24 protein-coding genes are annotated in these 25,803 nt (G+C 33.6%); 18 read left to right on the plus strand and 6 right to left on the minus strand.

The features are described 5' to 3' along the window. Positions 1-2 precede the first annotated feature (2 nt). Positions 3-1,202, plus strand: coding sequence for an alanine dehydrogenase (locus tag ABJF08_RS08560; RefSeq protein WP_348115725.1), 1,200 nt, complete (start codon positions 3-5; stop codon positions 1,200-1,202). 7 nt (positions 1,203-1,209) lie between these two features. Next, positions 1,210-1,584: a DUF4258 domain-containing protein gene (locus tag ABJF08_RS08565; RefSeq protein WP_348115726.1), complete on the plus strand. Its 375-nt coding sequence runs from the start codon at positions 1,210-1,212 to the stop codon at positions 1,582-1,584. An 11-nt stretch (positions 1,585-1,595) separates the two neighbouring features. Here ABJF08_RS08565 and ABJF08_RS08570 read toward each other — a convergent pair whose 3' ends face one another. Further along, a complete protein-coding gene (locus ABJF08_RS08570; RefSeq protein ID WP_348115727.1) occupies positions 1,596-2,768 on the minus strand; it encodes a proline dehydrogenase family protein in 1,173 nt (390 codons plus the stop codon). A 140-nt stretch (positions 2,769-2,908) separates the two neighbouring features. On the opposite strand from ABJF08_RS08570, the gene aroB reads away from it, so the two are divergent. The 3 genes from aroB to ABJF08_RS08585 all read left to right on the plus strand — a co-directional run bounded on the left by aroB (position 2,909) and on the right by ABJF08_RS08585 (position 4,655). Next, entirely contained in the window at positions 2,909-3,973 is a 1,065-nt protein-coding gene (gene aroB / locus ABJF08_RS08575) for a 3-dehydroquinate synthase (RefSeq protein WP_348115729.1), read from the plus strand. 80 nt (positions 3,974-4,053) lie between these two features. Continuing rightward, on the plus strand, positions 4,054-4,341 hold the full coding sequence (locus ABJF08_RS08580) for a hypothetical protein (protein WP_348115730.1): 288 nt from the start codon (positions 4,054-4,056) through the stop codon (positions 4,339-4,341). A 77-nt stretch (positions 4,342-4,418) separates the two neighbouring features. Next, positions 4,419-4,655: a hypothetical protein gene (locus ABJF08_RS08585; protein ID WP_348115731.1), complete on the plus strand. Its 237-nt coding sequence runs from the start codon at positions 4,419-4,421 to the stop codon at positions 4,653-4,655. Positions 4,656-4,744: 89 nt separating this feature from the next. Here ABJF08_RS08585 and sucC read toward each other — a convergent pair whose 3' ends face one another. Next, entirely contained in the window at positions 4,745-5,941 is a 1,197-nt protein-coding gene (sucC, locus tag ABJF08_RS08590; protein ID WP_348115732.1) for an ADP-forming succinate--CoA ligase subunit beta, read from the minus strand. Positions 5,942-6,142: 201 nt separating this feature from the next. Here sucC and lysA point away from each other — a divergent pair, with 201 nt between their 5' ends. Further along, positions 6,143-7,366, plus strand: a complete 1,224-nt coding sequence (gene lysA / locus ABJF08_RS08595) for a diaminopimelate decarboxylase (RefSeq protein WP_348115733.1) — start codon at positions 6,143-6,145, stop codon at positions 7,364-7,366. A 202-nt stretch (positions 7,367-7,568) separates the two neighbouring features. Here lysA and ABJF08_RS08600 read toward each other — a convergent pair whose 3' ends face one another. Then, a complete protein-coding gene (locus tag ABJF08_RS08600; RefSeq protein ID WP_348115734.1) occupies positions 7,569-12,209 on the minus strand; it encodes a LamG-like jellyroll fold domain-containing protein in 4,641 nt (1,546 codons plus the stop codon). Between the two features lie 341 nt (positions 12,210-12,550). After that, positions 12,551-13,780, minus strand: coding sequence for a glycosyltransferase (locus ABJF08_RS08605; RefSeq protein ID WP_348115736.1), 1,230 nt, complete (start codon positions 13,778-13,780; stop codon positions 12,551-12,553). Between the two features lie 200 nt (positions 13,781-13,980). On the opposite strand from ABJF08_RS08605, the gene ABJF08_RS08610 reads away from it, so the two are divergent. The 8 genes from ABJF08_RS08610 (at position 13,981) to ABJF08_RS08645 (ending at position 20,820) form a co-directional block, all read left to right on the plus strand. Further along, positions 13,981-14,745 carry an AAA family ATPase gene (locus tag ABJF08_RS08610; RefSeq protein ID WP_348115737.1) on the plus strand — a complete coding sequence of 255 codons (765 nt, stop codon included), beginning with the start codon at positions 13,981-13,983 and terminating at the stop codon, positions 14,743-14,745. 5 nt (positions 14,746-14,750) lie between these two features. Beyond that, positions 14,751-15,647 carry a ParB/RepB/Spo0J family partition protein gene (locus tag ABJF08_RS08615; protein WP_348115738.1) on the plus strand — a complete coding sequence of 299 codons (897 nt, stop codon included), beginning with the start codon at positions 14,751-14,753 and terminating at the stop codon, positions 15,645-15,647. After that, on the plus strand, positions 15,640-16,224 hold the full coding sequence (locus ABJF08_RS08620) for a DUF5683 domain-containing protein (protein ID WP_348115739.1): 585 nt from the start codon (positions 15,640-15,642) through the stop codon (positions 16,222-16,224). The genes ABJF08_RS08615 and ABJF08_RS08620 overlap by 8 nt, the downstream gene beginning before the upstream one ends. A 1-nt stretch (position 16,225) precedes the next feature. Next, the gene (gene dapB, locus ABJF08_RS08625) at positions 16,226-16,927 is read left to right on the plus strand and encodes a 4-hydroxy-tetrahydrodipicolinate reductase (RefSeq protein WP_348115740.1); all 702 of its coding nucleotides are present in this window, start codon (positions 16,226-16,228) and stop codon (positions 16,925-16,927) included. Between the two features lie 39 nt (positions 16,928-16,966). Further along, positions 16,967-18,607: a signal peptidase I gene (gene lepB / locus ABJF08_RS08630; RefSeq protein ID WP_348115741.1), complete on the plus strand. Its 1,641-nt coding sequence runs from the start codon at positions 16,967-16,969 to the stop codon at positions 18,605-18,607. A gap of 6 nt (positions 18,608-18,613) precedes the next feature. Then, positions 18,614-19,234: a WbqC family protein gene (locus ABJF08_RS08635; RefSeq protein WP_348115742.1), complete on the plus strand. Its 621-nt coding sequence runs from the start codon at positions 18,614-18,616 to the stop codon at positions 19,232-19,234. Further along, entirely contained in the window at positions 19,235-20,083 is an 849-nt protein-coding gene (locus tag ABJF08_RS08640) for a DUF1853 family protein (RefSeq protein WP_348115743.1), read from the plus strand. A gap of 245 nt (positions 20,084-20,328) precedes the next feature. After that, the gene (locus ABJF08_RS08645) at positions 20,329-20,820 is read left to right on the plus strand and encodes a DNA starvation/stationary phase protection protein (RefSeq protein ID WP_348115744.1); all 492 of its coding nucleotides are present in this window, start codon (positions 20,329-20,331) and stop codon (positions 20,818-20,820) included. A gap of 77 nt (positions 20,821-20,897) precedes the next feature. Here the strand turns inward: ABJF08_RS08645 and ABJF08_RS08650 are convergent, their stop codons facing one another. Both ABJF08_RS08650 and ABJF08_RS08655 read right to left on the minus strand, forming a co-directional pair. Continuing rightward, on the minus strand, positions 20,898-21,569 hold the full coding sequence (locus ABJF08_RS08650) for a DUF4290 domain-containing protein (RefSeq protein WP_348115745.1): 672 nt from the start codon (positions 21,567-21,569) through the stop codon (positions 20,898-20,900). Positions 21,570-21,631: 62 nt separating this feature from the next. After that, on the minus strand, positions 21,632-21,922 hold the full coding sequence (locus tag ABJF08_RS08655; protein ID WP_348115746.1) for a DUF493 family protein: 291 nt from the start codon (positions 21,920-21,922) through the stop codon (positions 21,632-21,634). 65 nt (positions 21,923-21,987) lie between these two features. Between ABJF08_RS08655 and ABJF08_RS08660 the strand changes: the two genes are divergently transcribed. The 4 genes from ABJF08_RS08660 (at position 21,988) to ABJF08_RS08675 (ending at position 25,779) form a co-directional block, all read left to right on the plus strand. Continuing rightward, the gene (locus ABJF08_RS08660) at positions 21,988-22,515 is read left to right on the plus strand and encodes an ATP-binding protein (RefSeq protein WP_348115747.1); all 528 of its coding nucleotides are present in this window, start codon (positions 21,988-21,990) and stop codon (positions 22,513-22,515) included. Between the two features lie 2 nt (positions 22,516-22,517). After that, on the plus strand, positions 22,518-24,407 hold the full coding sequence (locus ABJF08_RS08665; protein WP_348115748.1) for an ATP-dependent DNA helicase RecQ: 1,890 nt from the start codon (positions 22,518-22,520) through the stop codon (positions 24,405-24,407). Next, positions 24,400-25,353, plus strand: coding sequence for a methionyl-tRNA formyltransferase (fmt, locus tag ABJF08_RS08670; RefSeq protein WP_348115749.1), 954 nt, complete (start codon positions 24,400-24,402; stop codon positions 25,351-25,353). The genes ABJF08_RS08665 and fmt overlap by 8 nt, the downstream gene beginning before the upstream one ends. A 153-nt stretch (positions 25,354-25,506) precedes the next feature. Then, a complete protein-coding gene (locus ABJF08_RS08675; RefSeq protein WP_348115750.1) occupies positions 25,507-25,779 on the plus strand; it encodes an HU family DNA-binding protein in 273 nt (90 codons plus the stop codon). The last annotated feature ends 24 nt before the right edge of the window (positions 25,780-25,803 follow it).

Here is a 25,803-nt window from a genome sequence, read left to right on the forward strand (position 1 = left end):
TCATGCCTACCATCTCCACACCTTTTACCAAAGATCAACTCATACCGCAAGAGGAACGTCTAGAAATTAAGCGTACTAAAAAGGAGTTGTTTATAGGTATTCCTAAAGAAACACAACATCAAGAAAAAAGAATATGTCTTACTCCTGATGCGGTAGCAGCTATATGTGCACATGGTCATCGCATTTTAATTGAAAAAGGAGCTGGAACAGCGAGTAATTTTTCTGACAAAGATTATAGCAATGCAGGTGCAGAAATTATTACAGATACCGCAAAGGTTTTCTCATGTCCTACTATTTTAAAAGTTGCACCGCCTTCCTTAGATGAAATAAAATTAATGAAACCGCAAACGGTTTTAATATCTGCATTACAGTTAAAAACACGCGATCAAAATTACTTTAATAAACTAGCCGAAAAGAAAATTACCGCCCTAGCATATGAATTCATTACAGATGATGAGGGCAGATTTACCGCAGTTAATGCTTTAAGTGAGATATCTGGTATAGCATCTATTCTTATAGCCTCAGAACTATTATCCACTGGAGAGAATAGTACAGGCCACCTATTTGGTAACATTACAGGAGTACCGCCCGTAGACGTAGTTATATTAGGTGCTGGTGTGGTTGGAGAATTTGCTGCTAGAACCGCTCTTGGACTAGGCGCTAGTGTTAAATTATTTGATAACTCCATATCTAAGTTGCGTAACGTACAAAATAATATAAGTCAGCAATTATATACATCTACTATACAACCTAAGTACCTTTCCAAAGCTCTAAGACGTTGTGATGTAGCTATAGGGGCATTAAGTGGCGAGAATAGAACGCCTGTAGTCGTATCTCAACCCATGGTAGAGAATATGAAAAAAGGTGCTATAATTATAGATGTAAGTATTGATATGGGAGGATGTTTTGAGACTAGTGAGATAACCAGCCACGCACAACCTACATTTAATAAACTAGGCGTTACTCATTATTGCGTTCCTAATATTCCAGCTAGATACTCTAAAACAGCTAGCATAGCGTTAAGTAATATTTTTACACCATACATACTTAACATGGCAGACGACGGCGGTATTGAGCACGCTATACGTATGGACAAAGGACTGAAATGTGGTATTTACCTATATCATGGTATTGTGACTAATAAATCTGTAGGTGAATGGTATAATTTGCCATATAGCGACGTAAATTTGTTGATCTTTTAAACAAAGTATGAAATTTATACAAAGACTTGGATTTTACGGTGGTGGTTTTGCTATAGGAATAGTATTCTTAATCTTTTTTCTAACAGGTAAACGCACACAATGCACTTGGTTACCAGAAGATCGTGTAATCAACGATATACGTAAAAAGAATGCAGTAAGGTTCTCGCCAGAAATACGCACGATGTTAACCGATCGTAAACTAGATACATTAACTATTCAATTAATTTTAAAATACGGTAAAGTTGATTTTTCTAAATCAAATACCGATACCATACCTTGTAATTTCTACCACATTTCTGGTAGAGAAGAACTAGCTAACACTAGTTTATGGGTTAGAAATTGCGACAGATTTGTAAGAGTAGAAAAGGTTCTTAGTCAGTAAATAGAATACGACTAAGAAATTCCTCTTCTCTTCATTTCTTGTTTTATTAAGGTAAGTTCTCTACCAGTCTGTCCTGCTACAGATGTATTTTCTTGCGCTCTTCTTATCAAGTAAGGCATCACATCTTCTATAGGACCGAAAGGTAATATCTTAAAGGTGTTATGACCTAAAGCAGCAAGGTTAAAAGTTAAATTATCACTCATACCGTATAACTGACCGAACCATACATCTTTGGTATTAGGTTCAATTTCTTTCGTTGTAAGCACCTCCATAGCATTTAAAGTACTAAGCTCGTTATGAGTACCTATACATAATTTAACAACATCTAGTCTATCTAGAATAAAATGCATCACGTTGTTAAACATCTCATCGGTTGCTTCTTTACTTTCACAAATAGGACTAGGATAATCTTTTTGAGCCGCTCTATTGCGTTCTTTCTCCATATAAGCACCACGCACGATTTTTGCGCCTACTATGTAATTATGAGCCTTTGCATGTTCATAAAGCTCCATAATATACTCTAATCTATCATGACGATAGCATTGCACCGTATTATAGATATAAGCTTTACCATGGTTGTATTTTTGCATCATCTCACCGATTAACTCATCTGCTGCATCCTGCATCCATGTTTCCTCACCGTCAAAAAGTAAAGAAATATCATTATCTACCGCAGTTTTACACAATAAATCTACTCGATTATAAATGCGCTCCCACTCTGCCTGTTCTTCAGGAGTAAGAACTTGATTCTCTGTAATTTTTTGCCAAATATAAAAACGACCTATACCAGTGGGCTTCACCACTTCAAAGGGTAACGCATTATTCTCGCTAGCCATATGAATTAAGGTAAGCTTCTTCCCTACTACTGCATCAAAATCGGCCTCGTCCTCCTTACCTTCTACAGAATAATCTAGAATAGAACTCACTCCTTTTTCAAACATTTTTCCAACTAAAGGCATACACTCCTCGTCTGTCGTACCACCACAAAATTGTTGAAAGACAGTATCTTGAATAATCCCTTTTACAGGTAAATGCCATTTTAAGGCAAGCATGGTAGCCTTAGAACCCAAGTTCACTAACCAGGGCTTTGACATAGAACTGAATATAAAATGTGCTTTCTTAAGATCTTTATCAGATTTTAAAGAAAAAGCGTTTGCCGTATTGTTAAAAGGATTTTCATTCATGTGGCAAATATAATTCCGAAAACGATTTAGTTAATCATATAGATGGTACTTTTGATAATTCTTAATAAAGAGATTAAATAATTATTTATATTTCGCTTTCGCGAAAGCGGAATCACCACAAAATCACAACACTATCATTAATGAATTCTATAACAAACTCATCTTACAGCATACATTTTAAAGAAGAATCTTATGTACAACTAAATAAATTTATAGCAGATAAGAAACCTAGCTGTATTTTTATTCTAGTAGACGAGAATACAATGCAAAATTGTTATCCAGTTTTGATGCCTCAAATAGAAACTGAAGCACGTATAGAAATTATAGAAGTAGACGCTGGAGAAGAGTTTAAAAATATAGAAACATGCACTGGTGTATGGAATGCTATGATAGAACTGGGCTGCGATAGAAATAGTTTAATGATTAATTTAGGTGGTGGTGTTATCACAGATTTAGGTGGTTTTATCGCTGCTACTATTAAGAGAGGTATTTCTTTTATTCACATACCTACTACAGTTTTAGGAATGGTAGATGCAGCAATAGGTGGAAAAAATGGTGTAGACATAGGACATCTTAAAAATCAAATAGGCGTTATTGTACCACCTGTTATGACTTTAATAGATACTACTTATTTAAATACTCTAGATAATAGACAGTTGCTCAATGGTTCTATCGAGATGTTTAAACATGGACTTATTGCAGACCGTACTTACTGGACAAACATGAAAGACATAGGTGCAGATTATTATTCTGAAGTATTTGAGAATTTGATTTATCAAAGTGCTGTCATAAAAAGTGATGTGGTAAAAAGTGATCCTCACGAAAAAGGTCCTAGAAAAGCACTTAATTATGGTCATACCATAGGACATGCTATAGAATCTTTTTGCTTATCTAGTGATAATCATGATTCTTTATTACATGGCGAGGCTATAGCGGCAGGACTTTATTTAGAATCGTACCTAAGTAATTTACATGCAGGCCTGTCTGAAACGGATTTTGCCGAAATTGGAGACTGGTATAAAAGCCTAGGAATGAATCTTAACTTCAGCCCTAAGGATATTGAGAAAATGTTAGAATTAATGACTCATGATAAAAAGAATGTAAATGGAGAAATACGTTTTGTTCTTATAGACACGATAGGTTCTTTTATAACCGACCAGACAGTACCAGAAATAGATGTTATCAAAAGTTTCAGTCTGCTCTAAAGTTTAACAATAACTTCATTTTACAGCTTAGTAAATTATCAAAAATGATATCATTTAGATTTACCTAAAATGATATGGTAATGAAAAATATTATTGTTGATTATAAAAAACTAACTCCAAAGGTTCTTGCTTTACTTGTAGAGAAATACCCTGATGGCTATGGTGATGACGATGTGATTACTTTTAAGAATCATAAATATGAAACCATAGAAGCTGTAGAAGTTCTTACAGAAGATACCAAGTATCTCGTAAAGATTTCAAAACGTTTATCTATGCAAATGGAATCTTTTAACGAAGAAGACTATTCTGACAGAGAGATGTCAGACCCTAATGTGTTACCAGAAATAACTGTTGACGATCTTAAATAAACTGAAGAAAACCTCTAGATATTATTTTTTAAAATAAAAGATATCCTTTTATTACATTTACAAAAACCAATTCTAAAATGGAGAATAAAAAACACTATAGAAAAGCATTACTGATTATAATTCTAGTTAGTTTTTTATTAGGTAGTCTTTTTTATTTGAGTGATATCAGTTTTCAATTAGAATATTTTAATTGGAAGCAATATACTGGTATGATGTTCATGATAGGTGTTCCTATCACTATAAGCGGAATCATTACCATCTATATGTCTAGAAAAGCATTGATGAATAGAAAACAAGATGATGCTATTAAATAGTTAGTAATTTTCTTTAACAATTACAACACATAAAAAATCCCCTTAAAGCGATAGCCTTAAGGGGATTTTTAATAATATCTATATGATAATTACTTAGCTAGTACAGCCTGTACTTTATCTGCAGCTTCTTGAAATTCAACAGCACTTTGTACATCCATACCACTGTTATCTATTAATTCCTTAGCGATTTCTGCGTTAGTACCTTGTAATCTTACGATCAATGGTACATTCATAGCATCACCCATATTTTTATAAGCATCTACGATACCTTGTGCAACACGGTCACATCTTACGATACCACCAAAGATATTTACAAGAATAGCTTCTACTTTATCATCTTTAAGAATGATACGGAAAGCCTCTTCAACACGTTTAGCATCTGCAGTACCACCTACGTCTAAAAAGTTAGCAGGTTCTCCTCCAGCTTGTTTTATAAGGTCCATTGTTGCCATAGCAAGTCCAGCACCGTTTACCATACAACCTACGTTACCATCTAGATCTACGTAGTTTAATCCTACTTCTCTAGCTTCTACTTCAGTTGCATTTTCTTCTCTTATATCTCTTAATGCTTCAAGGTCTTTATGACGGAATAATGCATTTTCATCTAGAGTGATTTTACAATCTACTGCGATGATAGTATTATCAGAAGCTTTAAGAACTGGGTTGATTTCAAATAAAGCAGAATCTGAACCTAAGTATGCGTTATATAAAGAGTTAACAAACTTTGTCATTTCTTTAAAAGCCTTACCACTTAATCCTAAGTTAAAAGCAATACGTCTTGCTTGAAAACCTTGAAGACCATGTGCAGGATCGATAGTTTCTGTAAAGATTAAATGCGGAGTTTCCTCAGCTACAGTTTCTATATCCATTCCACCTTCTGTAGAATACATGATCATATTTTTACCTTGTCCACGATCTAAAAGTACAGACATATAGAATTCTTCTATTTCTGCCTCACCTGGTTCGTATACATCTTCTGCAACAAGAACTTGGTGAACTCTTTTACCTTCAGCCGTAGTCTGAGGAGTAACAAGATCCATTCCTATAATCTGTCCAGAGATTTCTTTTACTTGATCAAGGTTTTTTGCTAGCTTTACACCACCACCTTTACCACGTCCACCTGCGTGTACTTGCGCTTTGATAACGTGCCATCCAGTACCAGTTTCTTCAGTTAATTCTTTTGCAGCAGCTACTGCCTCATCTGCAGTTGTTGCTACTTTACCTCTTTGTATAGTTACACCATAACTAGCGAGAATTTCTTTTCCTTGATATTCGTGAAGATTCATAAATGTTCTTTAATGTTCAATTTAAGTCTAGCAAAAGTAAGAAAGTGAACCTTGAATTTGAAACAAATCCTTCTAAAAGAATTCTTATTTTATAGATATTCTTCAATTATGTAGAAGTATCTTATAATAATTGGAATTTTTAAGAAAAAATTGACTTTTAATTCCTCTAGTCTATTACTTTTGTGGGCTTAATTTTTTAACATGAATAATCAAGATTTATTAAACATAGCCCGAGAACACGGTAGTCCGGTTTATGTCTATGATGCAGAGGTCATTGTAGCACAGTATCAACGTTTAGTTTCGGCCTTTGATAAGGCTAAGAATCTAAGAATACATTATGCTGTAAAAGCGCTGTCTAACATCTCTATCTTGAAACTTTTTAAACAGTTAGGCGCTGGACTCGATACCGTGAGTCTGCAGGAAGTTGAATTAGGTCTAGCCGCTGGTGTAGATCCTAAGAAAATAATTTTTACTCCTAATGGTGTATCATTAGAAGAAATAGAAAAGGTTGCAGAAAAAGGTGTACAAATAAACATCGATAACCTTTCTATACTAGAACAATTCGGTTCTAAGCATCCTAATACACCTGTTTGTGTGAGGATTAATCCACACGTTATGGCTGGTGGAAATGCAAATATTTCTGTGGGGCATATCGATAGTAAATTTGGTATATCTATTCATCAAATACCACACATTCTACGTATAGTAGAAAACACAGGTATGAATGTAAATGGTGTACACATGCATACTGGTAGCGATATTCTGGATATAGGTGTATTTCTATATGCAACAGAAATTCTTTTTGAAACTGCTGCAAAATTTAAAGATTTAGAGTTTATAGATTTCGGTAGTGGATTTAAAGTACCTTATAAAGAAGGTGACGTTTCTACAGATATTGAAGATCTAGGAGCTCAATTAAGTGAGCGTTTTAATAAATTTTGTAAAGAATACGGCCGTGATATTACCATGGCTTTTGAACCAGGGAAATTTTTAGTTAGTGAATCTGGACAGTTTCTAGCACAAGTTAATGTGGTAAAACAGACTACATCTACTGTATTTGCAGGAATAGATTCTGGATTTAATCACTTAATAAGACCTATGTTATATGGTTCTTATCATGGAATAAGAAACATTTCTAACCCAGATGGTAAAAATAGATTTTACAGCATTGTAGGTTACATTTGTGAGACAGATACCTTTGCAAGTAACCGTCAGATTTCTGAAATTACTGAAGGTGATATTCTTTCTTTCTCTAATGCTGGTGCTTATTGTTACTCTATGGCTAGTAATTATAATTCTAGATATAGACCTGCAGAGGTGCTTTGGTACAATGGAAAATCACACGTTATAAGAGAGCGTGAGACCATGGCAGATATTCTTAAAGGACAAGTTCAAGTTAACTTTGAAGAAGCTACTACAGAATAACATTACAGTATCATTTATACTATTAAAGCTCGATTCTAAGAATCGAGCTTTTTTTGTGTTCCGCTTTCGCGAAAGCGGAATTATAACAAGTAAAAATCAATTACATAAATACTAGATCGCACTACCTTTTAAAAGTTTACATAAAAAAAGGTCTGTATTACTATGAACACAGACCATTTAATTCATTAAGCGAGTTAACTGTTTATTTGATAATCACCTTTTTAGTAACTACTCCTAGATTGGTATTCATTTTAATAAGATAATTACCACTAGCTATTTGCGATACATCTAATTTAAGGACACCCACTTTTCCTGTCATGTCATATGTTCTCACTTGCTGGCCCAACATATTGATTATGTATAAATCACCTATTTCTATTTCTACCGGTTTTTTAACATGCACCTCGGTTACATGATTAGGAGTAAACACCACTACATCTGTTTCAGTTGCTTCTAATAGTTCATTACTTAATGTCTCCGGTAATGTAAAAACTACTGAAAACCTGTCATCATAAGTACCAGCTGTTAATACTGGACTTGTGTAATCTCCATTCATTAAGTTTACATAAGTATTTAAAACACTATCCTTTATAAAAATGTTTTGCGTAGGTGATACATTTAATAAATCGTCTATCGTGATGCTAAAATTACTGTCATCTTCTAATTTGATAAATAATGATAATTCTGTTTCGTTCTCAATAGATGGAACTCCTTGAATGGTAAATTTATCTGTATTTATCTGCCAAGACATATCATCTATTTGCTCATCTAACAATCTACCGTCATAACCTCTATCAAATTGATATGTTGAACTTGAATCTACCGTCAACAAAAGTTGTCTATGGATTAAGTTAGAAGAATCAAAACCTAACCTAATCTTTAATCTAGTATCCCAAGGTGTATTGATCCCATCTTCACTAACAACAGGTGTGCTACCTGGTGCCGCTACAAAAATACTCTGCCCATTAGATTCTTTTTGAAACTCTCTCTGTGTGTTTCTAAATCTAATTTGTCCACCATCATTAATACCTGTTACAAAGAAACCTTGTCCCACGGGAATGTATCGTTGCGGTAATTTAGTCGGTATTCCACCTTGGTTTACATCAGGATTAGAGGTTCCTAAAGTAGCATTACCTACTCCACCAGAATAATTATAAGTAGCATAACCACCTTGATAACTAGCTAGGATATGTGTATTACCACCCCAATGCTCCCAAAAATAAACTGTACCATCAGTATCTGGATTATCCGAAATAAAATCGTGAGCATCCAAAGCACTAGGATATGGGTTACCAATAAGATAATCGTTACCGTTATCTATGTCTAGATCTATATTTCCATTATTAGGTTTACCCACAAAAATATAATTTTGTGTAGGTCCAGTGGCTCCAGTTCCTTTCATAGTCCATCCTTCTCCTGCAAGCTGATTTCCTGTAGGACCTGCATATTCCCAGTTTGCATAGGTATTACTAGTAGTGTTACCATATTTATACAACCATCTCCCTGAAATAGTTGCAGCAACAGATGCTGTACCTGGCGCACCATCTCTAACTCCGGTACCAGTAAATGTAATATCTCTAGGGTTATTAATTAAAGTTCCATCTTTAAGAACGCTTGCAATATCGAATCCGTTATTATTAACTCCATTGTTAATAATACTTACTGGTGATGTCCAATAATTATAGTCATACGTATTAGAAGTACCTTGTTGATCTATCTCTATTTTACCTGTAGTAGAAGGTATCAAATCACTATTATTACCTTGGACTAGCTGGGATTCTCCTTGAAGATCTATAAATCCATTTAAGGTTAATATATGGGAAATGTTCAACCCTTTGTCATTAGTCATAGCTAACTTCCCTGTGTTACTTACTTCTAAGCCAAGAAATTTATAATTTTTATTAGTCACAACCATATCATGATGTACGACCGCTATATTCCAAGTAATGGCTTTATTAACGCCATTTATTACTCTTATAGAACCTGGTATAAAATTCACATTACCATTAATCCAATTATTATCTACATTCCAATTACCATCATTCTCAGTTATATAAGGTAAAGGTGCTGTTTGTTCATTAATACTAAAACTATCAGGCTGTATTAAACTACCCCTATGTCCATTACCAGATGCGTCGTTTAAATGAGTACCTATATACGTATTCATATTAAAATAAGCTTCAAGGTTACTCCATAACATACCAGAAATATCATTTTTAGTGACCGTTTCTGGAATAACAGCTCCTTTAATACCTGTTCCACTTTTCTCTATTTCTTGATTCATCATAAAACGAATTTCCTTTTGCGATAAACTGCTAGAAAAGATTCTAATTTCATCTAGACTACCTGAAAAGTTATCTATGATAGTATTTTTATCTACGTATCTCGATCCGATACAAAATTTTGAATCATTATTAATAGGATTCAAAATATCTTGTGTAATATCTAAAACACCATCAATATATAGCTTTGCACTATTACCTGCATATGTAAACGTAACATATCTCCAGACATTATTAGATAAAGCAGTATTTGAAGTAATTGTGGAAACCCCATTATGTGCCATAACCACATAATTATCATCTGTAAGATAGAAATGATATCCATCCACACCACTTGCTCTTTTAGAAACAATTGTTTTATTACTATTACTATCATTAGATCCATTAGTATTGACCCAAGCAGATATAGAATAATTACCAGTAAATTCTACCTCGTCATCCATCGCTACGTAATCATTAGAACCGTCAAAAAGGATATCTCTGGACTCAATTACTTCATGTGCTACACCGAATTTGACATATCGTGTGTTGTCAAAATCATAGTTACCTACCTGATTTGTTCCATCCGTTTTTAAGAAAACTGTTTCTACATTAGTTGTAAAAGAATCATCATCTGCAACAATCATCACATAAGCATCGTTACCAGAAATAGCCGGTAATGCAGACAGTCCTGTAGTAGAAACTGACAACTCTACCTCAGGAATATCATTACCATTTTGGGACACTTCTACAAATTTCCAAGTACGTTCGGTTACATCAGTAAAAGTTGTTACCAGACTAGGTCCTAAATCTACTTCTATAGGAGAAGGTAAAGTAGATAAAGTGGATATTGTACTACCCCACATTAAAAAGTCACCATCATCTTCAAAACTATTTAAGTTTTCATTATTAGTGGATGCTATCTCCCCTAATCCAATGGTTATAAATGTATTAGGATCTATACTCTTAGCTTGTTTTTGATTTAATTGCGTACAATCATCACGACCTATTCCTGTCACGTTATACGTATATCCTGGATGTATTGTGCTATTCCATAAATCATTACCATCAGAATCGACATAAGAGCCAGGAACATGTGGTAAACCTATACTTACATCAGGAAACAAACCTAACGTTATGCCGAATTTAATAGCTAGATAGGATTCTATACGCTTACGGTCTACATCTGACTTACGTTCAGAAAATGACATTACCTCAAGAATATCTCCTGTAAAACTAGGTCCAAAAAATTCTGACCTACCTAGCCAGTATCTAGAATTTAAAATTTCATTAAAAGTTGCTAGATTTACTTCTTCAGAGAGAGATGGATCTAGAGTTGCTCCCAGGTCTACACCATCTAGATATAAATCCATAGCGTCACCAGCTGCATTTAAACGAGCATTAAAAATAACAGGACGATCGTACACTAAAGTAGGATGAATTATGGCTTTACCATATTCACCTTGTGCGCCTTGATTGTAAGCTACTATGTCTTTAGACGCACCATATCTAGCAGAAGTATCATTAATTGAAATTCCTGTAATATCTTGATTTTGATCGTCTGAAGTATAATCATCTCCTAAAAACACATCTTCAGTAGATCTAGAGGCACTTATAGTAGCTGTAGGATTTATAACTATATATATGTCTTTATTAAAAAAGCCTGATTTCCCAAACATAGATTTTGATCCATCAAAAGAAACCACAGGATTAAAATTTGTATTATTAGCAACATTATCGTGGTAAGTAGGTTCGCTACCTATAGCAGCCTTTGCGTTAGTCCACTCTGCACTAATATTAGAAGCAGGGACTAGTGTAGCGCTATTAGTCCACTCGCTAACTAAGTCACCATCAGACAGACTAGTTAACGTTTCTGCATTTAACCATAATTCTAAACCTTCTTGAATTCCAGAACCACAAGCAGAATAATTATGATTTAATTGAGGGTAACCAGTAATTTTAAAATCATCAAAAGCTACACCTACATTTCGAAAATTACCATTACTATCAAAATTGACACGAAATTGAATCGCAGATTGATTATCAAAGGCTTGAGAAGGCAAATCAATTGATGCAGTAAACCACCCACCACTATTACCTTGCCACACACTACGATTAACAGTTGAACCTGAAACATTAAAAGACCTCGAAGTATTATACCAATTAATAGCCTCATCATTTATTTTGCCTAATTTATGCCAGTTTACACCATTATCATTGGTATACTCTATTTCCATTCCATCGTTAGTAAATGTATTAATACTTATGTCTAACGATAAAATCAATCTTTCGTAACCTGTTAAATCAATACTAGGTGATGTGGTAGAAATATTTGTATTGTTCTCGTAACTACCAGAATTCATTCCTGTAAATTGATACCCAAGACCACCACCTGGATGTGAGGTAGTTGTACCTCTTTGAAAAGCTAAACCTGAAGTGGTTTGATAACTCCATGCGCTATCACCTATTCCAGTAGTAAAATTTGCATCAAAAATGGTAACCTGTGCATATGCAGGTATTGCAAGAATTACTAGCAGTACCAGTAGAAAAATATTCTTGTTATGAAGTAGTTTTTTAATCATTCCCCTATACTTTAAAATACGACAACAAGTATAAATAATCGTTGAACTACAAAAAAGTTTTTCGTTATGCTATGCATACATAATAATTAACTATGTTTCATAATCTACTGTACCACAGATATATAAATTAAACAAAATTTAAAAAAATCAGATTAAAATACGTTTTTTGTCGATAAAATGAATATTAGTTAAGCTTTTAGATAGTAAAATCTAGTATTATTCTTCCCTATTTCAGTTAATAAACAGAACGTATGACCTTCAAAACGCTAAATGAACGACATAACTTTATAATTATCGATGAAACACATAGCAATTAATAGATTATAAATATAACCCTATGATTAATCAGAATTATTCTTTAAACCGATCCACTTAGAGAGGTATTTGTAACGAGAATTGGAATGAAAATTCAGCATTTTTATAAAAAAGTCTTCCTTACTTAGTGAAGTATTCTTAAAATTTGTTAGGTTAGGTATTTTAAATAATAACGCTTTCGCGAAAGCGGAATAGGAATAATTATTTTCTAAAATACTTAAAGAACTATCGCTTAACTCTTGCCATTTTTCAGGATTTTGATACAAGCTTATCACTTTACTCACATAAGCATCTACATCATTCTCAATAAAACCAAACTCCTGTTTAGCATTAAACATCCCTTCGGCAGCAATTTGCGACATTGCTACTGGTGTAGCAGCATGCAAAGCATCAAAAACCTTACCCTTCAACCCTGCACCGAATCGTAATGGAGCTAATAATAATCGATATTCTTGTAGTGTTTCAATGGAATTTTCTGCAAAACCTTTAATTATAAAACCTTGTTTAACATTGTGTAATTGTTCTATGCTTTGATTTTGATAAGCTCCATAAATATGTACTTCTACATCTGGTAATTGGTTTCTAATTTGTGGCCATATCTCATTTTTAAGATACAAAATAGAATCATAATTAGGTTGATGAAGAGAGTTACCGATCATTACAAAATTAGATCTCTCGTCAAAAGATTTGGGTAAAAGTGAGGTTTTTAATTTATCATTCTTATATAAAAAAGGAATGTAAACTAGTTTATCTTCAGGAATATTAAAACTATCTATCAATAGCCCATGTTCTACTTTTGATATAATAATATTAAGGTCACAGCGATAAATCGCCGCAATTTCTCTAACGGCTGCATCGTTATAAAAATCTACGTCAGTCCCTTTTTTCAGAGCCACTTCCCTAGCCTTTCTTAAAAAATGTAAATCTTCTGTATCGAGAATGTGTAACGTATCTGGACTATTATCTTTTACTCGCCAGCTGTATTGCTCTTCGGTCATGAAGCGATCGTAAAGCACAATATCTGGCCGTAACTCCTTAATGTATTGATCAAAACTAGAATCATTGAGCAGGATTTCTTTTTCAATAATGTTTAACAATCTTAAATCTACAGAATATGCCGATTTAAATCCAGCGCAAGTAAATATAACCTGATAACCATCTTCTTGAAAAATCTCTAGTAATTGCAGCATTCTATATCCTGCAGCAGTGGTTTGCGGTTCTGGCCAGTTTTTACCTATTACTAATAGCTTTTTCATAATACAAAGTTAGTTCTTAGGAAGAACTAGTCAGATAAAAGTTAAATTGAATATTCACAAAAATGAATTCTAGAGCTCAAAATCAATGAAATAACTATTTCTATTCTTTATTGTTGAAAAGCAAGCTACCTAAAAGAAGATTATTGATAAAAATCCGCTGTAAAATATTTACTTTAGCGTTTTAAAATCATAAAGATTCCATGGGTAAAATAATTGCTATAGCAAATCAAAAAGGTGGCGTAGGTAAAACAACTACAGCAGTTAATCTTGCAGCGTGTCTAGGTGTATTAGAAAAGAAGGTATTATTAATAGATGCAGATCCGCAGGCTAATGCTACTTCTGGTCTAGGCCTGGATGTTGAAGAAATAGAGCAAGGTACATACCAGCTCATAGAAAACTCTGTCCCTGCTGCAGATCTAGTCTTACAAACAGAATCTCCTAATGTAGATATCATTCCTGCTCATATAGATCTAGTTGCTATAGAAATAGAACTTGTTGATAAAGAGAATCGTGAATACATGATGCGCACTGCTTTAGAAAATATTAAAGATAATTATGACTACATTATTATAGACTGTGCTCCTTCTTTAGGTTTATTAACTTTAAACGCCCTCACTTCTAGTAATTCTGTTCTTATCCCTATTCAATGTGAGTATTTTGCACTAGAAGGTCTAGGTAAATTATTGAATACAGTAAAAAGTGTGCAGAAAATCCATAACACTAATCTAGATATAGAAGGTTTATTACTTACTATGTACGACAGTAGATTGAGACTTTCTAATCAGGTAGTAGAAGAAGTAAATCAACATTTTGAAGGATTAACTTTTAAGACAATCATTCAACGTAATGTGCGTTTAAGTGAAGCGCCTTCATATGGTGAGAGCATTATTAATTATGATGCATCGAGTAAAGGATCTGAGAATTACCTGAGCCTTGCAAATGAACTTATACAGAAAAACGCTTAAGCAAAATGGCCAAAGCAACTAAAAAACAAGCGCTAGGAAGAGGATTATCTGCTCTTTTAAAAGACCCTAGTAACGATATTAAATCTACTGCAGATAAAAATGCAGATAAGATAGTAGGTAACGTGATCGATCTTCCATTGAAGGATATCGACATGAACCCTTTTCAACCTAGAACTAGTTTTAATGAAGAGCAACTTAAAGAGCTGGCTTCTTCTATTAAAGAACTAGGTGTTATACAACCTATTACAGTACGTAAGAAAGGTTTCGGTAAATATGAACTCGTTTCTGGAGAACGTAGATGTCGTGCTTCTAAATTATTAGGACTTGAAACTGTCCCAGCCTATGTGCGTCTAGCAAATGATCAAGAATCGCTAGAAATGGCACTGGTAGAAAATATCCAGCGTCAGGACTTAGATCCTATAGAAATAGCTCTTTCTTATCAAAGATTAATTGAAGAAATAGATCTTACACAAGAGCAAATGAGTGAACGTGTAGGAAAGTCTAGAAGTGCTATTGCAAACTACTTGCGTCTTTTAAAACTAGATCCTATCATTCAAACAGGAATGAGAGATGGTTTTATCTCTATGGGACATGGACGTGCTTTAATTACTATAGACAGTCTGGACCAACAGTTAGATATTTATCAAAAGGTATTGAGTGATGGACTTTCTGTAAGAGAAACTGAAAAAATAGTTAAGGAGTCTAAAATGGACTCGCTTCCGCGAAAGCAGACTAAAACGAAGTCCCTGCCAGAAAACATCTCTCAAAAAACATCTGAGCTTAATTCTTTACTAGACACGAAAGTTACTACGACTATGTCAAGTAGTGGTAAAGGAAAAATTACTATTAACTATGCTTCTAAAGCAGACTTTGAACGCATTGTAAAGTTAATCAATGAGTAAATCCATAGTTTACATATTACTTTTTATGGGTGTTGTTGGATTTGCACAAACAAAGCCAGACCCTAATCCTAATTTCGGTCCATTACTTGTTGCACAAGATAGCGTTGCCACGGTATATGACGCAAACCGACCTGCAAAAGCTGCTTTTTATAGTGCTATTGTTCCAGGTTTAGGTCAGGTATATAATAAAAAGTATTGGAAAGTACCTCTAGCATTAGCAGCAGTAGGTATTCCTGTTTATGTATACACAGTTAATGATAAAGAATACAATCGTTTAAGAGATGCTTTTAGAATACGTCTAGCTGGTGGTACAAATGATGAGTTCTCTAACGCTGACGGAACACCCATAATAACCACTGAAGGACTAGAAAGAGCACAAAGAACCTCACAACGTAATAAAGAGTTGAGCCTATTAATTACAGCTGGTCTTTATGTTTTACAAATTATCGATGCAAACGTAGACGGGCATTTGAGCCAGTTTAGTGTAGACCGTAATTTAACTTTTCTACCCTACATGGATTACAACACACTAGCCATAGGTAATACTTACGGTTTTAATCTCACCTATAATTTTTAATATGAAAATTGCATTATTAGGATATGGTAAAATGGGTAAAACCATTGAAAAAATAGCTCTAGAAAGAGGACATACTGTGGTTACTAGAATAGGTCGTAATGACTCTATGGAAGACATCACAAAGGCAGATGTTATTATAGAGTTTACCAGTCCAGAAAGCGTAATGAATAACCTCAAATATCTTATCCCTACACAAATACCTGTTATTTGTGGTACAACTGGGTGGAATGAAAATTTAGGCGAGGTATCAGATATGGTTAAAGAGCATGACTCGAGTATGGTTTATGCGTCTAACTTTAGTCTAGGAGTTAATATCTTCTTTGAACTTAATAAAAAGCTCGCCGCAATGATGAGCCAGTTTAAGGAGTATGACGTTAAAATGCAAGAAATTCACCATACAGAAAAGAAAGACGCACCTAGTGGTACGGCTATAACTTTATTTGAAGGATTAGCAAAAAGCGTAAGTAAAGAAAACTGGCATTTAGGAACAGATCTTAAAGAAGATTCGGTTTCTATTGAAGCTTTGAGAGAAGAAGATGTTAAAGGTACACATAGTGTTACCTATCAAAACGAAATAGATAGTATAGAAATAACTCATACGGCACAAACCAGAGATGGTTTTGCTCTAGGTAGTGTTATCGCTGCCGAGTGGATTATTAATAAAAAAGGAATTTACACCATGAAAGATGTTTTAGGATTATAATAATCTCTATAACTATCTCTCATACTACAATATAACAATATGAATTGGACAGAATGGTTAATCGTATTTATCTTAATCCAGTTAATTCACGGATTAGGAACTTGGAAAATGTATGTCGCCGCTGGTTTTAAAGCATGGCAAGCATTTGTACCTGTATTTAATGCGGTTACATTAATGAAAATAATGAATAGACCATGGTGGTGGACTATTCTACTTTTCTTACCGGTAGTAAACCTTTTAATGTTTGTAGTGATATGGGTAGATACTTTGAGATCATTTGGTTACAATAAAGCGATAGATACGACTCTAGGAGTTGTGACTTTTGGTTTTTATATTTATTATGTCAACTACACGCAACCACTTAATTATATCGAAGAAAGAAGTTTAGACCCTAGAACTAGTGCTGGAGAATGGACTAATTCCATTTTATTTGCGGTCATAGCAGCTACTATAGTCCATACTTATGTAATGCAACCGTTTATTATTCCTACTTCTTCTTTAGAAAAAACCTTACTCACAGGGGACTTTCTTTTTGTAAGTAAATTTCATTACGGTGCAAGATTACCTATGACACCTATCGCCGCTCCTATGGTTCATGATACTATTCCTGTTTTAGGAGTAAAAAGTTATTTAGCTAGACCACAATTGCCATATGCAAGAATCCCTGGTTTTCAAAAAATAGAGCGCAATGATATAGTGGTATTTAACTACCCTACAGATACCATTAATTCTTATCCTAACGACGATGGTAAATATCATTACAAACCAATAGATAAGAAATCTAATTATGTAAAGAGATGTGTTGCTATAGCTGGCGATACCATGTCTATGAAAGATGGTGTGATTTACATCAATGGTGAAGAACTTATTTTACCAGAACGTGCTAGACCACAGCATATTTATACTGTTATTACAACTAGGTTAGATCTTATGGCAGATCAAGCTTATATGATAGAGAAATATGATATAACTGAAAATATATATCAGCCAGATAGAGATGTTAATCCTAACAAACTACAATTAACAGCAACAGATAAAGCGATAGAGCAGCTTACTAAGGATGGTATCATCACATCTGCCGAAATGCGAAATCAAGAGCTAGCAACACCTTATCGTAAAGATCTAAGGGATCGCAACGACATGTCTACTATTTATAATAAGCCTAATGCTTTTCCTTATGATGGTAGATTATCAAATAATAATGATGACCGTGATCCATTTTTAATTCCTGCTAAAGGAATGACCGTAAATATAGATTATAAAAACATCTCTTACTTTGAGAGAATCATTGAAGTTTATGAAGGTAGTGAGATGAATATCTTTAATGATATTACACTTAAAGGAAACAAAGTATTATTAAATGGTCAACCACTAGCCTCTTATACATTTAAGCAAGATTATTACTGGCTCATGGGTGATAATCGTGATAATAGTCTAGATAGTAGATTCTGGGGTTATGTACCTTTTAATCATGTAGTAGGTAAACCAGTATTTGTATGGATGAGTTATGATGGTAATAAGTCATTCACATCTGCATTTAGGTTTGAAAGAATGTTCACTACCGTAAATGGATCTGGGCAACCTACCTCCTATTTAGTTTATTTCTTAGTGGTATTAGCTGGTTATTTTGTGGTTAAGAAAATCATGAGTAACAAGAAAAAGAATAAAGAAAACTCTTAATAATCCATGGCTATTAATGATTTGATTATTCATCCCTCCTACTTTGTGGATGTGATTACACTCATTCATATTCATCATGCTCAGAATATTATTCTCGAGCAACAAGATAGTTATGTAAAACAAACTTATAGAAACAGATGCTATATTGCTGCAGCGAATGGTAAACTAGCACTTAACATACCTATAGTTCATCAAAAAAAAGGACATTCTGTACTATACAGTTCGATAGAGATAGATAATTCACAATCTTGGGCAACTACTCATTTAAAAAGTATTAAAAGCGCTTATTATAGTAGTCCTTACTTTGAATATTATCAAGATGACTTAGAACAATTATTTAAGGAAATACCATCTTCCTTAATAGAGTGGAATATGAAAACGCTTCATTTTTTGATGGAACACCTTCAAATAGATCGTACCATTAAAAGCGCAATAAATTATCACGATAATGCACTAGCTAAAAGACTAATTACTGCCAAAGGTGATGCTCTTTTTCAGCTCGACCCATACATTCAGGTATTTCAAGAAAAGCATGGTTTTACACAGCCATTAAGTGGCTTAGATCTATTATTTAATCTAGGACCTGCATCTGGTAGCTATCTGAAAAAACAATACCATAAATTATAAATGGATAACAGTCTAGAGAGATTTAAAAACTTTTATAGCACTGCTACCCTATGGTCAGGAACATTATTAGGCCTAGATCAGTTTCATTTCTCCAGTCTTAAATTCGATCATTTAAAAGGTATAGATCATATAGAATTACCTGTTATACCTCCCAGAACGGTATTAGGTAAAAGAGCAGAATATTTTTTTCAATTTTGTATAGAGCAGTCTAGTAACTATAAATTACTAGTATCTAATCAACAGGTTTTTAAGGGTAAAATAACCATCGGTGAATTAGATTACATCGTTCAAGAACAACGAAGTAAACAAATTATTCATGTAGAATTAGTTTATAAATTTTATATCTATGACATGGATAAAGTCATCAATGATAAAGACCCAATAAGACAAGAGCTAAGTAAATATCAAGGCCCTAATGGAAAAGATAATTTAGTTCGTAAAATCGACCATCTTAAAAACCACCAGTTACCTTTACTTTACAACGAGCATACACAAGATATATTAGATCAATACGACCTAGACGTTCATAAAATACGTCAGGAGGTATGTTTTATAGCGCATGTATTTATTCCTCAACAGCTATGGAATCACACTTTTAAGCACATAAATAAAGCTAGTATAGTGGGGTATTACTTTAGGCATTCCGCTTTCGCGAAAGCGGAAACATCAAACATCTATTTCTTACCCAAAAAGTATGAATGGAAAATGAAACCTCAAGAATTAGAGGAGTCTTTTACATTTCTTCAAATTTTAGAACTAACAACAGCCAGTTTATCACGTGGATTTGCACCGTTAATCTGGATGCAATTAGAAGACAACACCTTTGAGCGTTTCTTTGTAATTAAGTAAATCTCGTTATATAGAGTTGTACTATATTTTAATCACTCACACCTATTTGTGATTTCATAAACACATTTTAACTCAATATTCAAAACATGAGTTGTGATGTCTAACTACCTTTATATCATCATTAAACCATTAAAATAGTCTTCTAGATTTTCAATAAATTATAGAATTAAAATCGATAATGGTAAAAATAGCGTCTCTATTAGACGACAGCTATATAATTTAAAAAAAACTAAAATAACCAAGACATGAATTATTTAAATTTTGATTTAGAAAAAGCAAAGAATGTTAGTAAAGAACTTAATATCTTGCTTGCAGATTATCACCTTTATTATCAGAAATTAAGAAACTACCACTGGAATATAGTCGGTCGTTCATTTTTTGATCTTCATATAAAATTTGAGGAAATGTACAATGATGCAATTCTAAAAATTGATGAAGTTGCAGAGCGTATTTTGACCTTAAGGTACCAACCTACTTCTAATTATAGTGATTATTTAAAGCTCTCTAACATAAAAGAAACTAAGTCAGAGCTTACTGATATAGAAATGGTAAACAACCTAATCGATGATCATGGAAGTATTCTCACACAAATGGCAAAAGTAGTGGAAACCGCTGGAGAGTGTGATGATGAGGGAACAATTGATTTAATAGGCGCTTACATTAGAGAATTAGAAACTACCACATGGATGTTAGATGCATGGAGAATGAACACAGAAAGTACTAGAAAAGCAGTGTAATTTCTAGAAGAATTAATAAATAAAAAAAGTCCCTTTTAAAAAAAAAGGGACTTTTTTACGTTTAGGAAATAAAGAAATTAATTTCTTCTTCTTCTATTATTGTTGTTATTGTTATTACTACGACCGCCTTTTTTATGATTGCGATGGTTTTTATTACTTACACGATTACTACTCGTATTGCGATAGATCAAAGATTTAGATTCTAAAAGGTCTTCTTCTTTGGCAGCTAGATTAATCTCTCCATTACTTAACTCAAACAAGTGTTTAAAAATAACAGCATCATCGACAGAGTCCTTATTCCAGTTAAGGAAAGACTTTTTCATGTGATTTGCTATTATATAACTTAGAGCTTCTCTTTTTTCTCCCTTTTCCCATCCTAAAGCGATATTAATCATGCTCTGGATATTATTTCCATAAAACCTATAACGAGGTCTTTTTTGAGGATAAGACATTCTTGCTGGTCTCGCCGCAAGAACTTCTTTATCAGGAATAGGATAAGGAGATTCTACGTCTAGATCAAAATTTGCAATTACAAATAATTGATCCCACAGTTTGTGTTGAAAATCTGCTACATCTCTCAAATGTGGATTCAGATTTCCCATCACACCTATGATGGCAGTTGCCATACGGTTGCGTTCTTCCTTAGTTTCTAGCGCTCTACAGTGCTCAACTAGTTTTTGAATATGTCTTCCATATTCAGGTATAACAAGCTGGTTACGCTCTGTATTATATTCTAGTGATGATATCAAATTGAAATGTATTACTTATTGTGAAGGGTTGCAAAATACACAAAAAGTTGTAAATAATCTACTTAAAGTGATATAACACCTTCTATAGCTCCTACCTCTTTATATTTTTCTATTACCGCATCAGGGTCTTTTAACTTTACTAGTATAGAAACACTAGTATAAGTACCCTTACTAGATTCTTTGGTATTAATCACAGCGCCTGTATCATCAAAAATATCTTCTATTCCTTTAATTTGTGTTCCATTAGAAGGAACTATAAATTTATATAGATATTTTGCGGGCCATGAACTAGTATCAGCTAGTTGTTCTTTTAACTGTGCGTAAAATTCTTCAGATTTTTTTCCTTCCTTCATATAGATGCAAATATAATTCATGATAGACTCGATTACTAAGCATAGATTTAGTTATTTTGTAGTTTATGGAAAAGTTGAAAAGAATCTTAATTATAGGCGGTCCTGGATCTGGTAAAACTAGTGTCCTAAAAACTATAGAACTTAATGGTTTTAAAGTGCACCATGAAATATCTAGAGAGGTAACCGCAAAGGCTCAAGAAGAAGGTATAGATCAGTTATTTTTAACAGATCCATTTGCTTTTAGTAATCAACTTCTTGCTGGTCGCATCATTCAATTTAATGAAGCAGTTAATGAAATTAATTTCTATGATAGAGGGATTCCAGATGTTCCTTCTTATCATGTATTTACCGGTGATGATATCCCTGATGAATACATGACTGCGTGTAAGGAACATAGATATGATCAAGTATTTTTTCTACCACCTTGGGAAGAGATCTACGAGAGCGATGCAGAGCGTTATGAAAGTTATGACGAAGCAGTCGTTCTAGGTGATATTCTTAAACGTTTCTATACTAAATTAGACTATTCTCCCATAGAAGTACCTAAACTAGATATAGAAAGTAGGTATAACTTTATAATGAATCATTTATAATATTGATTAAAAAATCGTTAGACATATTAAACACTGTTTACGGTTATGAGAACTTTAAACCTTTACAAAGGGATATTATCTCTAACGTATTAGACGGCAAGGATACACTAGCTTTGTTACCTACGGCTGGTGGTAAATCCATTTGTTATCAAATTCCAGGTATACAATTAGATGGTATATGTATAGTTATATCTCCACTAGTTGCATTAATAAAAGATCAGGTAGACCAGCTTAAAAAACGTCATATAAAAGCGGTAGGTATAACAGGTGGTATTTCCTATCAAGACCTTGATAATGTATTAGATAATTGTATTTACGGTAATTATGACTTCTTATATTTAAGTCCAGAACGTTTACAGCAATCTCTAGTAAAAGAACGCATACTTAAAATGAATGTGAACCTTATCGCTGTAGATGAGGCGCATTGTATAAGTGAATGGGGACATGATTTTAGACCTGCATATCGTGAAATTCATATTTTAAAAGAATTGCATCCTAGAGTGCCAGTGATAGCCGTTACAGCAACGGCTACTCCTACCGTAGAAAAAGACATTATAGAAACACTAGAATTTGATGATTATAAAATTTTTAAATCTAGTTATGAAAGAAGTAATATAGACTATCATATCCATAAGACCGGTGATAAAAGAAGCTCTCTTAATAGTTTTTACGCGACTCATCCTGGTAGTAGTAGTATTACTTATGTTAGAAGTAGAAAAAATGCAGTAGAATACACGCAGCAACTATTACACAATGGCATTACAGCAGGTTTTTACCACGGCGGTTTAAACAATAAGTTACGAGCAAAAACATCAGATCAATGGCTTCATAATAAGTTGCAAGTGATGGTAGCGACTAACGCCTTCGGTATGGGAATAGATAAACCAGATGTGCGCACTGTAGTCCATATGCAACTACCAGATAGTATAGAAAGCTACTATCAAGAAACAGGTAGAGCTGGTAGAGATGGATTACCTAGTATAGCCTATAGTATTTATAACCGTAATGACCTCGAGCATGCGTATAATCAATTTATTAAATCACAGCCTACTCCTACTTATCTCAAATTTATATACCGTAAATTATCTAATTATTTAAGAATCGCACTGGGTGAAGGTGAACAAGAAACACATCCTTTATCATTTTCAAAATTTTGTAGTACCTATCAATTAAATGGTATGCAAGCCTACAGTGCACTAACCGCATTAGAGCGATTTAGTGTCATCAGTCTTTCTCAAGGTTATCATAGACGGTCTAGTGTCCGCTTTCGCGAAAGCGGAAAACAAATCATCTACTTTGCTCAAAACAGACCTGTCGTTAATGCCATCATACAGTCTATATTGCGCACCTATGGCAGTAGCGCAAACCAAGTGTTACAAATCAATGCAGCATTAATTGCAACGAGAAGTAATACTAGTGAGAACGAAGTTTACGAGACTTTACAATTATTACATGATCAAGAATTAATAGAAGCAACTATTACTAATACAGATCTACAAATAACCTATTTAATACCGAGAGACGACGAGCGTGTCATTAACAGTTTTTCTAAAGAACTAGAACGACAGAATGAATTGCGACTAGATAAATTAAAGGCGCTAGTTAGATTAATAACTAATACAGACACCTGTATTAACAGTATGTTACTAGCTTATTTTGGAGAAAAACCTACCTCTAACTGTGGTAAATGTAGCAATTGTTTAAGAGATAAATCACTCTCGTCTATAACGCAAAAAGTATGGACTGCTTTACAAAAGGAACCTCTAGATATCATAGAGATAGAACGGATTATTAAACAGCCCAAATCAATAATAATAACAGAAATAAAATCATTATTAGAAAGCGGTAGAGTAACCGTGACTAGTGATAATAAATACCTATTAAATGGATAAATCTTTGAGAATAGTATTTTTTGGTACTCCAGAATTTGCAACAGGAGTATTAGATACTTTAAATAAATCACACCATAATATAGTAGCTGTAGTGACTGCGCCTGATAAACCTGCCGGTAGAGGTAGAAAAATAAATCAAAGTGACGTAAAAAAGTATGCCGTAGAAAACGACCTTCCTGTTTTACAACCTACTAATTTAAAGTCAGAAGATTTTTTAAAAGAGCTAGCATCATACAAAGCAGATCTTCAAGTTATAGTTGCATTTAGAATGTTACCACAGGCCGTGTGGAAAATGCCCGAATTAGGTACTTTTAATTTACATGCTAGTTTATTACCGCAATACAGAGGTGCTGCACCTATTAATTGGGCCATCATAAATAAGGAAAAGAAAACTGGAGTTACCACTTTCTTTATAGACGAGAAGATAGATACCGGCGCTATAATAGCAAATCAAGAAACAGACATAGAACCACGTGAAGATGTAGGCTCTTTATATAATCGTTTAATGGCTATGGGTGCCTCATTGAGTTTAAAAACAGTAAATGATATAGCTGCAGGAAAAATCACGACCACTATACAAAAAGACTCCCAAGATTTAAAAGATGCACCTAAATTAAATAACAGAAACACCTTAATAGATTTTAAACAATCTGCTGATACTGTAGATGCACTTATAAGAGGTTTATATCCATATCCAGTAGCAAAGGCAACCTTAATTAATAAGGAAGCAATGGTAGTTAAGATTCATAAATCTACAGTGGTAGAAAAAGATCATAAAATGACACCTGGTAGTTTTGTCATAGAAGAAGGAAAAATGATCATAGCATGTGGTAAAAACATGATTGAGATAGATGAGATACAAATACCTAATAAAAAACGTATGAAAGTAAAAGATCTGCTCAATGGATATACATTTGATCCTGATGCTAGATTTGACGTGGCTTAAGCGCATTTCCGTTCTAAAAGCATATAGTTATTAACAATCAGTCGGTTTTATGAACAAATCACTCAGTTTTACGCTCTAATCCTTGTGTGGTCGCATATTACGTATAAATTTGTTTCACGTTTTAGTTTAACCAACATTAATTTAATTTCAATTATGAACAAGACAGATTTAATCGAAGGAATGGCAGAAGATGCTGGAATTTCAAAAGCAGCAGCAAAAAAAGCATTAGAATCATTTTTAGGAAATGTAGAACAATCTCTTAAAAAAGGAGATAGAGTATCTCTAGTAGGATTTGGTTCTTATTCAGTTTCTAAAAGAGCTGCACGTGAAGGTAGAAACCCACAAACTGGTAAAACTATCAAGATCGCTGCAAAGAAAGTTGTAAAATTCAAAGCAGGTAGTGATTTACAAAAAGCTGTAAACTAATTTTAAATTAGTTTAAACATTTAA

It is taken from the genome of Nonlabens sp. (assembly GCF_039941875.1).
Taxonomy (GTDB): Bacteria; Bacteroidota; Bacteroidia; order Flavobacteriales; family Flavobacteriaceae; genus Nonlabens.